Annotated in this window: 13 protein-coding genes; 5 read left to right on the top strand and 8 right to left on the bottom strand. The window is 71.2% G+C overall.

Features of this window, described 5'->3' with window-relative positions; translation table 11 throughout:
• Position 1 precedes the first annotated feature (1 nt).
• Both otsB and IEY61_RS18230 read right to left on the bottom strand, forming a co-directional pair.
• Positions 2–2,563, bottom strand: coding sequence for a trehalose-phosphatase (otsB, locus tag IEY61_RS18225; RefSeq protein WP_189046011.1), 2,562 nt, complete (start codon positions 2,561–2,563; stop codon positions 2–4).
• Between the two features lie 41 nt (positions 2,564–2,604).
• Entirely contained in the window at positions 2,605–4,005 is a 1,401-nt protein-coding gene (locus IEY61_RS18230; protein WP_189045908.1) for an alpha,alpha-trehalose-phosphate synthase (UDP-forming), read from the bottom strand.
• A gap of 340 nt (positions 4,006–4,345) precedes the next feature.
• Here IEY61_RS18230 and ettA point away from each other — a divergent pair, with 340 nt between their 5' ends.
• The 4 genes from ettA to IEY61_RS18250 all read left to right on the top strand — a co-directional run bounded on the left by ettA (position 4,346) and on the right by IEY61_RS18250 (position 7,874).
• Positions 4,346–6,022, top strand: coding sequence for an energy-dependent translational throttle protein EttA (ettA, locus tag IEY61_RS18235; protein WP_189045910.1), 1,677 nt, complete (start codon positions 4,346–4,348; stop codon positions 6,020–6,022).
• A 15-nt stretch (positions 6,023–6,037) separates the two neighbouring features.
• Entirely contained in the window at positions 6,038–6,469 is a 432-nt protein-coding gene (locus IEY61_RS18240) for an acyl-CoA thioesterase (RefSeq protein WP_189045912.1), read from the top strand.
• Positions 6,466–7,158, top strand: a complete 693-nt coding sequence (locus tag IEY61_RS18245) for a DUF8185 domain-containing protein (protein ID WP_189045914.1) — start codon at positions 6,466–6,468, stop codon at positions 7,156–7,158. Before IEY61_RS18240 ends, IEY61_RS18245 begins: the two co-directional genes overlap by 4 nt.
• 131 nt (positions 7,159–7,289) lie before the next feature.
• Positions 7,290–7,874: a type III secretion system chaperone family protein gene (locus tag IEY61_RS18250; RefSeq protein ID WP_189045916.1), complete on the top strand. Its 585-nt coding sequence runs from the start codon at positions 7,290–7,292 to the stop codon at positions 7,872–7,874.
• Positions 7,875–7,988: 114 nt separating this feature from the next.
• Here IEY61_RS18250 and IEY61_RS18255 read toward each other — a convergent pair whose 3' ends face one another.
• The 3 genes from IEY61_RS18255 to IEY61_RS18265 all read right to left on the bottom strand — a co-directional run bounded on the left by IEY61_RS18255 (position 7,989) and on the right by IEY61_RS18265 (position 11,140).
• Positions 7,989–8,420 carry a globin gene (locus IEY61_RS18255; protein WP_189045918.1) on the bottom strand — a complete coding sequence of 144 codons (432 nt, stop codon included), beginning with the start codon at positions 8,418–8,420 and terminating at the stop codon, positions 7,989–7,991.
• A gap of 60 nt (positions 8,421–8,480) precedes the next feature.
• Positions 8,481–9,833: an MFS transporter gene (locus IEY61_RS18260; protein WP_189046013.1), complete on the bottom strand. Its 1,353-nt coding sequence runs from the start codon at positions 9,831–9,833 to the stop codon at positions 8,481–8,483.
• A 227-nt stretch (positions 9,834–10,060) separates the two neighbouring features.
• Positions 10,061–11,140 (bottom strand): mechanosensitive ion channel family protein, encoded by a 1,080-nt coding sequence (locus IEY61_RS18265; RefSeq protein WP_373293174.1) that lies wholly within the window; start codon positions 11,138–11,140, stop codon positions 10,061–10,063.
• Between the two features lie 254 nt (positions 11,141–11,394).
• On the opposite strand from IEY61_RS18265, the gene IEY61_RS18270 reads away from it, so the two are divergent.
• On the top strand, positions 11,395–11,928 hold the full coding sequence (locus IEY61_RS18270; RefSeq protein ID WP_189045920.1) for an HNH endonuclease: 534 nt from the start codon (positions 11,395–11,397) through the stop codon (positions 11,926–11,928).
• Between the two features lie 16 nt (positions 11,929–11,944).
• Here the strand turns inward: IEY61_RS18270 and IEY61_RS18275 are convergent, their stop codons facing one another.
• From IEY61_RS18275 to IEY61_RS18285, 3 genes are all read right to left on the bottom strand, one after another.
• Positions 11,945–12,784, bottom strand: a complete 840-nt coding sequence (locus IEY61_RS18275; RefSeq protein WP_189045922.1) for a class F sortase — start codon at positions 12,782–12,784, stop codon at positions 11,945–11,947.
• Positions 12,785–12,796: 12 nt separating this feature from the next.
• Complete coding sequence (locus IEY61_RS18280) at positions 12,797–13,327, bottom strand: hypothetical protein (protein WP_229706013.1); 531 nt, start codon at positions 13,325–13,327, stop codon at positions 12,797–12,799.
• 112 nt (positions 13,328–13,439) lie between these two features.
• Complete coding sequence (locus tag IEY61_RS18285) at positions 13,440–13,922, bottom strand: Lrp/AsnC family transcriptional regulator (RefSeq protein ID WP_189045924.1); 483 nt, start codon at positions 13,920–13,922, stop codon at positions 13,440–13,442.
• Between the last annotated feature and the right edge of the window lie 23 nt (positions 13,923–13,945).

The following is a 13,945-nucleotide window of genomic DNA, read 5'->3' on the forward strand; positions in this document are numbered from 1 at the left end:
GTCAGGCCTTGAGCATGTCGTCCAGCAGCAGGGCGCACCGGATGACCCCGAGGTGGCTGTACGCCTGCGGGTGGTTGCCCAGCCCACGCTCGGCGAGCGGGTCGTACTGCTCGGGCAGCAGCCCGGTCGGACCCGCGGTGTCGATCATCTGGAGGAACAGCTCCTCAGCGTCGGTGCGCCGGCCGGTGCGCAGGTACGCCTCGATCAGCCACGACGTGCAGATGTGGAAGCCACCCTCGCGGCCGGGCAGGCCGTCGTCCCAGTGGTAGCGGTAGACGACCGGGCCGCTGCGCAGATCCGCCTCGATCTTCAGCACGGTGGAGAGGAAGCGCGGATCGTCACCGGGCAGGAGGCCGGACAGGCCGATCCACAACGACGAGGCGTCCATCTCCTCGTCGCCGTAGGCGACGCTGTACGCCTCGGCGTGCTCGTGCCAGCCGTACTCGAGCACGTTGGCGGCGATCCGGTCGCGCAGCTCCACCCACTCCGACCGGTCCCCGCCGCCGTGCTGGCGCGCGACGTGCAGCGCCCGGTCGACGGTCATCCAGCACATCACCTTCGAGAAGATGTGGTGCCGGGGTGGCAGCCGGGCCTCCCAGATGCCGTGGTCCGGCTCGTGCCAGCGGCGGCGGACCGCCTCGACCATGTTCTCCAGCACCCGCCACTCCTCGGACCGGACCGAGCCGCGCACGTCGGCGGTGGCGGCGATCAGGTCGGCGATCGGGCCGAAGACGTCCAACTGGAGTTGGTGGTTGGCGAGGTTGCCGACGCGTACCGGCCGGGAGCCGGCGTAGCCGGGCAGGGTGTCGATGACGGCCTCGGCGCCCAGCTCGTAGCCGTCCACCGTGTAGAGCGGGTGCAGCCGCTCGGGGTGCCCTCCGGTGCGCTCCACGCAGCCGTCGACCCAGCGCAGGAACGCCTCGGCCTCGGTGATCGAGCCCAGGTCGACCAGCGCCCGGGCGGTCATCGCGGCGTCGCGCAGCCAGCAGTAGCGGTAGTCCCAGTTACGGACGCCACCCAGTTCCTCGGGGAGCGAGGTGGTCGCCGCGGCCAGGATCGAACCGGTCGCCTCGTGGCAGAGCCCCCGCAGCGTCAGCGCGCTGCGGGCGACCAGATCCCGCGCGGTGGTGGGCAGCCGTAGCGTGGACACCCACTCCTTCCAGGGTCGCTCCGCCGCGGCCTGGCGCTCGTGGATCGGCAGCCGGTGGTGCTCCAGGCTGTGCGTGCCGAAGCGCAGCTCCAGCACCACCTGCCCGCCGAGCGCGGTGAGGTCCACCACCGCCTTGGCGCTCGCGTACCCGCCGTCGTTGCTCACCTCCCACTGCACACCGGGGGCGTAGAGCGCGGCCGGCTCGTTGGAGCCGAGCACCAGCAGACCGTCGCCGAGCGGTTGCAGCTGCACCGCGACCTGCGCGAACTCCGGCCGGGGGGCGAACTCCACCCGGACCCGGCCGGTGCCGGTGAGCACCCGGATCAGGGTGGAGTCCCCGGAGATGATCGCCGGACCGTCCGGCGTGGCCTTGGGGTCGGGCTTGTCCAGCCAGTCGGTGACGGTCAGCCCCGACCAGCGGGTCTCCACGGTCATCGTGCCGGAGCGGTAGCGCTGGCCCAGCGGGATGCCGCCGCGCTCCGGGGCGACGCTGAAGTGCCCGGCCGGGCTGCCGCCGACCAGGTCGGCGAAGATCGCCGCCGAGTCGGGCTTGGGGTTGCAGAGCCAGGTCACCTTCGCGTCGGGCGTGAGCAGCGCCACCGTACGCCCGTTGGCCAGCATCGAGTGCCGCTCGATCGGCACCGCGCGTTCGCCGAAGAGCCAGTGCCGGCGGGTCTCCAGGAGCAGCCCGAGCGCCCGGGCCGCCTCGATCGGCTCGGCTACCCGGTAGCCGGCCTTGGTCTCGCCCGGCCCGATCTTGATGCCGACATCGGGGCCGGTGAGGTTGCCGAAGGCGTTCTCGTCCGTGACGTCGTCGCCGATGAAGAGCACCCCGCTGGCCGAGAGCTGGGTGCGCAACTGGTCGACCGCGGTGCCCTTGTGGGTGGCCACCACGGAGAGCTCGATGACTTCCTTGCCCTGGGTGACCGTGACGTCCGGCCAGGTGGCGGGGCCGTTGCGGACCGCCTCGATGGCCGTGGCGGCGATCTGGGGGTCCATCCCCCGGGTGTGTACGGCGACGCTGGCCGGCTTGCGTTCGAGTCGTACGCCCGGGTGGGCTGCGGCGATCTCGCGCAGCGCCTCCCGGAGCCGGGTGCGCACGGCGATCAGCTCGGGGGAGAGTCGCTCGACGAAGCCGATGTCGAACTCGGAGCCGTGGCTGCCGACCAGGTGGACCTCGCTGGGCAGCCGGGAGAGCGCGGCCAGGTCACGCAGCGCGCGCCCGGAGACCACGGCCACCGTGGTCTGCGGCAGCGCGGCCAGGGCGCGCACCGCCGCGACCGACTCCGGCAGGGGTACGGCCTTGCTCGGGTCCGCCACGATCGGCGCGAGCGTGCCGTCGTAGTCGCAGGCGACCAGGAGTTGCGGCACCCGGGCGATCCGCCCGATGGCGGCCCGCAACTCCGGATCCATGCTGCCGGCCGCCGGCGTGATGATCTCGTTCGAGACGGCGTTCACGGCGCCTCCATGTCGGGCACACCGAGTTCGGTGAGGAAGGACTTCGCCCAGTGCCCCACATCGTGGGTGCGCAAATGGCGTTGCATGGTCCGCATACGGCGACGAGCCTCCGGCTTCTCCACATGTACGGCCCGGAGCAGGGCGTCTTTGACCGCGTCCGGGTCGTGCGGGTTGCACAGGAACGCCTGACGCAGCTCGGTGGCCGCGCCGGCGAACTCACTGAGTACGAGTGCGCCCCCGTGGTCCGCCCTGGATGCGACGTACTCCTTGGCCACCAGATTCATACCGTCTCGTAGCGGGGTCACCATCATCACGTCGGCGGCGGCGTACATCGCAGCCAGCTCGGTGCGACTGTACGACTGATGCAGATAGTGCACCGCAGGCACGCCGACCCGGCCGAATTCGCCGTTGATCCGGCCCACCTCGCGCTCGACTTTGACCCGAAGTGCCTGGTAGTGCTCGACCCGCTCCCGGCTCGGTGTGGCGACCTGCACCATGACGGCGTCCGGCACTGTCAACTTTCCGTCAGCCAGCAGTTCGCGGAACGCCTTGAGTCGCAGCTCGATGCCCTTGGTGTAGTCGAGGCGGTCCACCCCCAGGACGATCGTCCGGGGGTTGCCCAGCTCCTCGCGGATCTCCTTGGCCCGGGCCTGGATCGCCGGGTCCGCCGCCAGCCGCTCCATCTCCTGCGTGTCGATGGAGATGGGGAACGCGCCGGCCTTCACCTGGCGACCGTCCACCTGGATCATCTGGCCCTCGTAGCGCAGGCCGAGCAGATGCCGGGCCAACCGGACGAAGTTCTGCGCGGCGAGCCGCTGCTGGAAGCCGACCAGGTCGGCGCCGAGCAGCCCGCGCAGGATCTCACTCCGGAAAGGCATCTGCATGAACAACTCGATGGGCGGGAAGGGGATGTGCAGAAAGAAGCCGATCCGCAGGTCGGGGCGCAACTCCCGGAGCATCGCCGGCACCAGTTGAAGTTGGTAGTCCTGCACCCACACCGTGGCGCCCTCGGCCGCGACATCCGCCGCGGCCTCCGCGAACCGGGCGTTGACCAGGCGGTACGCCTCCCGCCAGCGGCGCTTGAAGGCGGGCGTCTCGACGGCGTCGTGGTAGAGCGGCCAGATCGTCGCGTTGGACTGGCCCTCGTAGTAACGCTCCAACTCCTCGGCGCTCAGCGGCACCGGATGCAGCCGGATCCCCTCCAGATCGAACGGTTCGGGCGCGGCGCCGGTGCCGCCGGCCCAGCCGACCCAGGTGCCGTGATGCTCGGCGAGGACGGGGTGCAGCGCGGTGACCAGCCCGCCCGGGCTGCGCCGCCACTGCCGTCCCTCGGGTGTGCTCACCTCGTCGACCGGCAGGCGGTTCGCCACTACGACAAAGGAGCTACGGACGGTCACGATCGGCCACCTCCGGGTGCTGACGGGTCCACCGCGATGAGCGTACTGAGCGTAGCCGCGGTGTCTGATCCCCCGTGCCGGAGTCACGTACCCGTCCCAGACTGGCCGAAGCGCCGGCGTGATCATGGTGACAGGTGCCTCGTCAGTGGTCTCCGCCACCCCGCCACCCCGCCGCCACGGCGGTCCGGGCGGGGCGATGTGGGCGCGAGGCCGCGTACCTGTCAGGATTGAGGATGGCGTGCGCGCGGCCGGCTCCCGGCCGGCGGCGGCGGGTGGCGGCGCGGCCCGCGCCCCGCACCACGCAATTCGGCGATCGCAACCGACGGAGGTAGCCCGCACCGTGGCCCAGTACATCTACGTCCTGGAAAAGGCGCGCAAGGCGCACGGCGACAAGGTCGTGCTCGACAATGTGACGCTGAGCTTCCTGCCGGGCGCCAAGATCGGGGTGGTCGGTCCGAACGGCGCCGGTAAGTCCAGCCTCCTCAAGATCATGGCAGGCTGGGACCAGCCGAGCAACGGTGAGGCCCGGCTGATGCCCGGCTACACGGTCGGCATGCTGGCCCAGGAGCCGCCGCTCAACGACAGCAAGACCGTCCTCGGCAACATCGAGGAGGCGGTCGCGGAGACCAAGGCCAAGCTGGAGCGGTTCAACAAGATCGCCGAGCAGATGGCGACCGACTACTCCGACGAGTTGATGGAGGAGATGGGCAAGCTCCAGGAGGAACTGGACCACGCCGACGCCTGGGACATCGACTCCAAGCTCGAGCTGGCGATGGACGCGCTGCGCTGCCCGCCGCCGGACGCCGACGTCACTGAGCTCTCCGGTGGTGAGCGGCGCCGGGTGGCGCTCTGCAAGCTGCTGCTGGAGGCGCCCGACCTGCTGCTGCTCGACGAGCCGACCAACCACCTGGACGCGGAGAGCGTGCAGTGGCTGGAGCAGCACCTGGCCAAGTACCCCGGCACCGTGCTGGCGATCACCCACGACCGGTACTTCCTGGACAACGTGGCCAACTGGATCCTGGAGCTCGACCGCGGCCGGGCCATCGGCTATGAGGGCAACTACTCCGTCTACCTGGAGAAGAAGGCGGCCCGGCTCTCCGTCGAGGGGCGCCGCGACGCCAAGATGAAGAAGCGGCTCTCCGACGAGCTGGAGTGGGTCCGCTCCAACGCCAAGGCCCGCCAGACCAAGTCCAAGGCCCGTCTCGAGCGGTACGACGAGATGGCCGCCGAGGCGGAGAAGACCCGGAAGCTGGACTTCGAGGAGATCCAGATCCCGCCGGGCCCGCGCCTGGGCAACACGGTCATCGAGGCGCACAACCTGACCAAGGGCTTCGGCGACCGGGTGCTGATCGACAACCTGTCGTTCTCGCTGCCCCGCAACGGCATCGTCGGCATCATCGGCCCGAACGGCGTCGGCAAGACCACCCTGTTCAAGACCATCGTCGGGTTGGAGCAGCCGACCGACGGCTCGGTCAAGGTCGGTGAGACGGTCTCGCTGTCGTACGTCGACCAGAACCGGCAGGGCCTGGCCGGCGACAAGACCGTCTGGGAGGTCGTCTCGGACGGGCTGGACCACCTCATGGTGGGCAAGGTCGAGATGCCGTCCCGGGCGTACATCGCCGCCTTCGGGTTCAAGGGGCCGGACCAGCAGAAGCCGACCAAGGTGCTCTCCGGTGGCGAGCGCAACCGGCTCAACCTGGCCCTCACGCTCAAGATCGGCGGGAACGTGATCCTGCTCGACGAGCCGACCAACGACCTGGACGTGGAGACGCTGTCCAGCCTGGAGAATGCGCTGCTGGAGTTCCCCGGCTGCGCCGTGGTGATCTCCCACGACCGGATGTTCCTGGACCGGGTCGCCACGCACATCCTGGCCTGGGAGGGCGACGACGAGAACCCGGCCAAGTGGTTCTGGTTCGAGGGCAACTTCGAGGCGTACGAGAAGAACAAGATCGAGCGGCTCGGCGCCGAAGCGGCCCGGCCGCACCGGGTGACGTACCGCAAGCTGACCCGCGACTGACCGGGGCCGATACCCGTGGCTGACCGGTTCGTCTTCGAGTGCACCCTGCGGTGGTCCGACCTTGACGCCTACGGCCACCTCAACAACGCCCGTTTCCTCACCCTCTACGAGGAGGCCCGGGTGGCGTTGATGTTCGTCGGTGCCCGGGCGCAGGGCGTCGACTCGTTCGCCGACGGCGTGGTGATCCGCCGACACGAGATCGACTACCTGCGCCCGGTCGGTTACGCCCTGAGCCGGGCCACCGACGAGGCGGCTCCCACCGTACGGATCGAAATGTGGGTGGAGCAGGTCCGGACCGGCTCCTTCACCCTGGGCTACGAGATGTACGACGGCGAGCTGCTGGTCAGCCGGGCGAGTTCGGTGCTGGTTCCGTTCGACCTGGCCCGGCAGCTGCCCCGGCGGCTCAGCGATGAGGAGCGCACCTTCCTGCTCGGGTACGCCGCGTGAGCGGCATCGGTGCCGGTGCGCGGCACGGAATCGAGAGCGTCGCCGACGCCGAGACGTTCCTGGCCCGGCTCGTCCGGCTGGAGCGCGCCGCGCTGGTCCGGCTGCGTCCGGCCGGTACGCCGGCACATACCGCCCTCTGGGCCCGACTGCCCTGGGGGGTGCTGGCGGTCCGCACGGTGGCCGGCGCGGGCGCCGGCGACGTCACCGTCGAGGCCGGGCAGCTGCTCGCCGAGCTGGCGGCCGGACGCAGCGCACTGCCGGCCCGCCACGACGCCCGGTGGCGGTGGCCGCTCCCGCCGCCGGCCAGTCGGCGGATCGAGACGCTGCCCGGCGCGGAGCTGCGCCGGCTCGCCGAGGCGGCGGCCGACACCCTGCGCACGGCGGGCACGCACGGGATCGCCGGCCGGGCGGTCGGGCAGCGGGCGCTGCGCGACGCCCTGCTGGACCACGTCGCGGTGGTGGTTACTCCCAACGACGAACCGGAGCACCCGGTGCCGGTGACCCAGCGGACGGTGCAGGGTCTGATCCGGATGGGGTTTCTCGGTCCCGGGGGTTCCCCCGGCCCGGACGAGGTCCACGTCCGCGCGACTGGCCGATGGGTCGGCCTGGTGGGACCGTACGGAGCCGTCTGGTCGCAGAAGGCCGCTGATCTTGTCGTACGACCCGCCGGGGCTCATCCGAACGGATGACCGCCTATCGTCATTCCGGCCTGGGGCTGGCGTTGGGGGGATGCTTCGCACCGGCTGTCCGGGTACCGTCCATCCTCGGATCCAACCCACCGTAGGCGACTGGATCCGCTGGGGAGTGAGGTGCGCGAGCGATGCCGTGGTGGTCATGGCGCCCTGGTCCCGCCAGTGGCGGCGACGCGGAAATTCGAAGCAGGATCACGGTGGAGGAGGCTGTCCGAGTCGGACCGCCAACGCCCCGTAAGCCAGGGGACGACTGTCCGGGCGGTGAGCATCACTTGATCGCCGACATGCCGGCCACCGTCGAACCGGTCACCCTGCGCCGGATCTGCGACGCACTCGACCTGCTCGACGTGCGCTATCTCGCCGACGGTGACGGCAATCTGCTGGCCATGTGGGAGCGGCACGCCGTGCTGGTCGCACTGGAGGGCCCGGAGGACGAGATCCTCGTGCTACGGGCCCGACCGCACGCCACCGTGCCGCCCGACTGGGCGGACCGGGCATACCGGGTGGTCAACGAGTGGAACCACACCCGACGCTTCTGCAAGGCGTACGTGGGTGACGCCACCGAGCGGGGCCAACTGCCGATCTACGCCGAGTTGCAGGTGCCGCTCGCCGCAGGTACCCACGACGCGCTCCTGGTCGAGTTGCTCGATTGCGGGGCCGCCGTGGCGACGAGTTTCGTCGACTGGTTGCACGACGAGGGCGCCCTGCTCTGACGCCGATGGTCCGGCCGGGTCACGCGGGTCCGGCCGGGTCACGCGGGTCCGGCCGGGTCACGCGGGTCCGGCCGGGTCACGCGGGTCCGGCCGGGTCACGCGGGTCCGGCCGGGTCACGCGGGTCCGGCCGGGTCCTCCATCACGTTGACCATGAAGTACGCCGCGCGCTCCAGGTAGTTCCAGAGTTCGCTGGCGATCGCCGGCGGCAGATCGAGGCTGTCGACGGCGCGACGCATGTGGCGCAGCCAGGCGTCGCGTTCGGCGGGGCCGATCCGGAACGGCGCGTGCCGCATCCGCAGCCGGGGATGACCCCGCTGGGCGGAGTATGTGTTTGGGCCACCCCAGTACTGCATGAGGAAGAGCCGCATCCGCTCGTTGGCCGGGCCCAGATCCTCCTCCGGATACAACGGGCGCAGCAGCGGGTCGGTGGCGATGCCGGCGTAGAACTCGTCGACCAGCTTGCGGAACGTGGGCTCGCCGCCGACGGCGTCGAACAGCGTGACCGCCTCGCCGCGGGGTTCGGACTCAGCTGCGGGATTCACCATTCCATCCTGCCAGGCTTCGCCGGTGGACGGCCGGGCCGGGACGGTCCTGCGGACGGTGGTTCAGGTCACCGCGTGCCGAGGTCGGTCCGGTCCCACGCGTTCGGGGCCCGGGTCACCGGAGGGCGGCTGCGCCCCGGCGGCGCCGGTCGGGCCCTGTCCGGCGGCATCGATGGCAGCCGCCACGGTCTGTTGGTCCGGAAAGCTCCGGGCGACGAACGCCATCAGCACCACGCCGACGGTGCTCCACACGCCGACCACGACCGGGATCGGGAACCGCTCGGCGAGCAGCCCGGTCACCAGCACCGCCGCACCCTGGATCACCTGGAGGCCCGTGGCCATCACCCCGAACGCCCGGGCGCGGAAGCCGTTGGGGAGGGCCTGGACGAAGAGGCCGTTGGACACCGGGAGGATGCCCGCGACCGCGAACCCGCAGACGGCAGCGAGCAGTGCCACCACCACCGGCGGTGGATCGAGCAGCGCGGGCACCAGGGCCAGCGGGGCCAGGACGGCCAGTGGCCGCAGCAGTGCCTGCTGGCGGGCCGGCGTGAGGGCCCGCCCGACCACCAGGCCGCCGAGGATGAAGCCCACCGGGCTGGCTGCCATGATCAGGGCCTGGGCCGCTCCCGCGTTCATCCGGTCGGCGTGCTCGTTGGCCCAGGCCGCCGCCAGCCCCTCGGGCACGATGGAGAAGAGCACGGCACTGAAGACGAGCACGGCGATCGCCCGTAGCACCGGAGTGCGGAAGATCAGATTGAACCCGTCGGCGGTTTCCCGCAGCAGATGGCTGCGGTGCTTGCTGGTCATCGCCGGCGGACGGTCGTTGACGCCGAACCGGATGATCAGGGCCGACGCGGCGAAGGCGCACGCGTTGAGCAGCAGCGCCCCGGAGGGGCTGAACGCCGCCACGGCGGCGCCGAGCAGATAGCCGACGACCTGGGCGGCCTGCCCTCCGCTGGTGATGAGCGAGAGCCCGAGGACGAGCCGCTCCTTCGACAGGATCAGCGGCGTCAGCGCGGAGCGCGAGGCCTGACTCGGCGGATGGGCCAGGGTGGCGAGGAAGATCAGCACCAGGATCGCCGGCACCGACATGCCCGGGATGGCGATGAGCAGCATCAACGCCACGCGGAAGAGGTCACAGACCACCATGACCTGCCGGTAGCTGTGCCGCTCGGCGACGGCGGCGAGCAGTGGCCCGCCGATCAGCCAGGGCAGGAAACTGACCGCGAAGGCGGCGGCGGAGAGGGCGACGGACTCGGTCTCCCGGTAGACGAGGAGGGTGACCGCCGCCTTGGCGACGTAATCGCCGATCCAGGTCAGCATTGCGGCCGTGAAAACGGCACGGTACTCACCCTGGGCGAAAACCTCCCGGAAGGTGGCTGGCCCTTCTTGAGGAGGTTGCTCGTCCGACACCATCGCCTCCATCGCCCCGGCAGCGTGCCACTCGTGATGGCTGCCCCGGTGCCATCGTCAGATCAACCGATCAGCGAGGACGTGACCACGCTCTGGGGAGCGCGTGCACCGGATTCTGCCCGATTGTCTGACAGCTGGCTAGGGCGAACGGCTAGATCGTCGCATCTCCGACTGAACCGAACGGACGATACCTGAGGGGCCGCTCGGCCGCGACCCCGCCGTCGGTCGGGTTACCGAGCCTCGCCCCGATCGGTTTCGGAGTCTCCGTGGGTAGTCGCGCCGGGAAAACCACGCCCGGCCGCGATCCGCGCCGTGATGCCCGAGTTCTCCAGCGCCTCGGCGAGCCGGCGGCGCAGTTCCCGGGCCACGGCGCCCTGCCCGTCGGCGGTGGTCTTGACCACCGTCCGGATCACCGTTCCCTCCACCGTGATCTGTTCGACGCCCAGCACCTGCGGCGGCTCGACGATCGACGGCGCGAGTTCCGGATCCGCCGCGATCGAGGCGGCGGCGGTACGCAGCACCGCGTTGGCCTCCTCGGTGCCGGCGAAGCCGATCGGCAGGTCGACCACCACCAGCGCCCAGCCCTGGCTCTTGTTGCCCACCCGGACGACCTCACCGTTGCGGATGTACCAGAGCACGCCCCGTCCGTCACGTACGGTGGTGACCCGCAGCCCGACCGCCTCGACCACGCCGGTCGCCTCGCCGAGGTCGACGGTGTCGCCGACGCCGTACTGGTCCTCGATCAGCATGAACAGCCCCGCGATCAGGTCCTTCACCAGGCTCTGCGCGCCGAATCCGAGGGCGACACCGGCGATGCCCGCGCTGGCCAGCAGCGGCGCCAGGTCGAAGCTGAACTCCTTGAGCACCATCAGCAGGGCGATGCCGAAGATGAAGGCGGTGCTCATGCTGTGCAGCACCGAACCGATCGCCTCGGCGCGCTGCCGGCGACGCTCGGGGACGAACTCGCCGGGCTCGACGGCGGCGGACGGGATGCGCTCGCGCAGCGGGCGGAGCATGGTGGGTACCCCGGAGTCGCTGGTGGTCCGCACCAGCCGCCGGATCGTTCGGTGCACCAGCCACCGGGCGGCCACCGCCAGCAGCAGGATCAGGATGATCCGCAGCGGTTTGATCAGGATCCAGTAGCTGCCCTCGGCGAACCACACCGAGCCGGTCAGTTCCCAGGCCCACTTGCACAGGCTCAGGCTCTCGGTGAGGCACTCCGGGCTGGGGACGTCGACGGTCTCGGTCGGGGGCGAGGTCGGGGACGGGCTCGGCGTGACTGGTACGCCGCTGGGCATGCTGAGGGTCACGCCTGTGTTCGTACCGCAACCGTCCGGCGGACCCGCCATCGACCCACCGAGCGGGTGACGCGGGCCGCGCGGCCGGCGCCAACGTCGAAAGCTCCGCCAGGTACCCCGGATTAGTGCGTGCAATCGCGGGTCCGATCAGGGACGATTGGCGCAACGGACGTCGGTTATTCGGCCGGCGTCGGCGCGGTGTGGGCTGTGTCCGACACCGGTCGGCGGTGGCGAGTTGACAGCCGCTTGACCGGGAGGGTGACGCGATGCCTGACATACGACCCACGGTGGGCTCCGGCGCGCTGGTTCTCAACGCCACCTACGAGCCGCTGTGTGTCGTATCGGTACGTCGGGCCGCGATCCTCGTGCTCTCCGCCAAGGCGGTCTGTGTCGCCGACGGCGACGGCATCCTGCACAGCGCCCGCAGCGCGCTGCCGGTGCCCTCGGTCGTCCGGCTCACCCGGTTCGTCCGGGTGCCGTACCGCACGCACGTGGGTCTGTCCCGCCGGGCGATCTTCGCCCGGGACGGCTGGCGGTGCGCCTACTGCCGAGGCCCGGCCGAGACGATCGACCACGTCTTCCCGCGCAGTCGGGGCGGTCGGCACGCCTGGGAGAACGTGGTGGCCGCCTGTGCCCGGTGCAACCACACCAAGGGCGACAAGACCCCGGCCGAGCTGGGTTGGCGGCTGCCCGCACCGCCGGCCGCGCCGAAGGGGATCGCGTGGCGCGTACTCGGCCACCGCGCTCCCGATCCGCGCTGGGCCGACTGGCTGGACCTGCGCGAAGCCGAAGCCGCCTGACGGCCCCGCCGGGAGTTCACCGTGCCTCGACCAACGAGGCGAACACGACCACGTTGTCCGCGTAGCCGGTCGCCCCGCCCACCCAACGGCCACCACAGGTCATCAGCCGCAGCTGGGGCCGGCTGAAGTCGCCGAAGATCTCGTCCGCCGGCAGCTTCTCCTTGTCGTACCGGCCGACCCGGTCGACCTCGAAGACCGCCACCGAGCCGTCCGAGCGGGCGACCTCGACCCGGTCCCCGGGGCGCAGCTCCCGCAGGTGCGCAAAGACCGCCGGGCCGGTGTCGGTGTCGACGTGTCCGACGATCACGGCGGGACCGTACTGGCCGGGTGTCGGGCCCTGGTCGTACCAACCTGCCTCCTGGGCCCGGGCCGCCGTCGGCGCGGCGATGCTGCCGTCCGGGGCGATGCCCACGCTGTGCACCGGTGCGTCGAGTTCGATCGAGCCGATCTCGATGCCGAGCGGCTGGCTCGCCGCCATCAGCGGGAACTTCTTCGGCGGTGGCGCCAGCCCGGCGATGAAGCGGTCCGGCAGAACGCTCACGCCGGTCAGCCGCTCGACGCCGAGCATCGTGATGATCAACAGCATCAGTACGCCGATCACCAGCACGGGCAACCCCGGGCCGGAGCGGATCCGCCGCCGAAACCCCGGCGACCCGGTGTGGCGCGGTCGCGGCGGCAGCGGCGGGGCCGACGGGTCGGGTGTGGCGACGCCGGCCGAACCCACCTGCGCGGCGAGCCGGCGCAGTCGGCCCGCTGCCGTGGCCACCCGCCGCGGCCAGGCGCGGCGCCTGCGGCGGACGGTGGCCCGGGGCGAGCCCGGACCCGGTTCCGGCGCGGGTACGCGGGAGCCGATCATGGCGATGGTGGGTCAGGAGCCGGTCCGGCGTCGGCTGCTGACGAGCCCGAACACCACCGCTGCGGCCACTGCCGTGGCCCCGCCGAGCAGCAGCATCGAGCCCATGCTCCGGCCGGCGGTGCCGCCGCCACCGGTCGCCGGGCCCTTGGTCGGCTGTTCCATGTTCAGCACCTGCAGACTGGTGCTGGCCGTCTGGCCGTTGTTGCAGCGCAGATGCACCGGATAATCCCCGGCCGCCTTGTTGCCCGGGACGGTGACGTCGCCGGTGAGGAAGCCGTTGTCCGGCCGGAGGAAGACCCGGTTGAAGGCGTCCGAAGTCACCTCGGCCTGCCGGTTGTTGGCGTTGTCGCAGCTGGCCCGGATGTGCACCCGGGCGCCGGCCTGCACGCTGTTCGGCGTCACCTCGATGAAGGTGTTGTCACCCGCGCGGGCGGGTGGCGCCCCGAGCAGGACGAAGGCCCCGAGCAGGACGAACGCCCCGAACAGTCGGACGATGGCGGACGAGGCGTGGAGCACGCCTCCGTACGGTCGCAGATCCCGCATGATCCTCCCTTTCCGGCACCGGCGTACCGGTCCTGCTGGGGCGACCCGGGGCGCTTTCCCCCTGTCCACGCGGCTAACCCGGCACCCCCGACGGAGGGGCGGGTGTCGGGTGTTAAGAAGGGGCCCTTCCTCTACCGGAGGCGTTAAAAGGGGGCCCTTCCTTCTCCCGCGTCAGCGGGCGCCAGCCGAGGGGGGTGGAGAGCACCATGGTGCTGGACGGCTGGCCGTACGGGGCGAGCCGGTCGATGACCGCCTCGAACTCGCCGATCGAACCGGCCGCGACCTTCAGCACGCTGCACGCGTCGCCGGTGATCCGGTGGATCTCCAGGATCTCCGGCCAGCCGGCGACGTCCGGGTTGTGCAGGATGCACCGCGCGCCGTAGCAGGACATCCGGATCAGCGCGACCACCGTGCGCCCGGCCCGGGCCAGGTCGACGTGGGCGTGGTAGCCCGTGATCACGCCGGTTTCCTCCAGCCGGCGTACCCGCTCGGCCACGGCCGGCGGCGAGAGGTGCACCCGCCGGGACAGCTCGCTGAACGACAACCGCGCGTCGGCCTGCAACTCGCGCAGCAGGGCCCAGTCCATCTCGTCCATCGCTCGACCTTACGCGCGACAGG

The sequence above is a fragment of the Micromonospora sonchi genome (assembly GCF_014646235.1).
GTDB lineage: Bacteria > Actinomycetota > Actinomycetes > Mycobacteriales > Micromonosporaceae > Micromonospora > Micromonospora sonchi.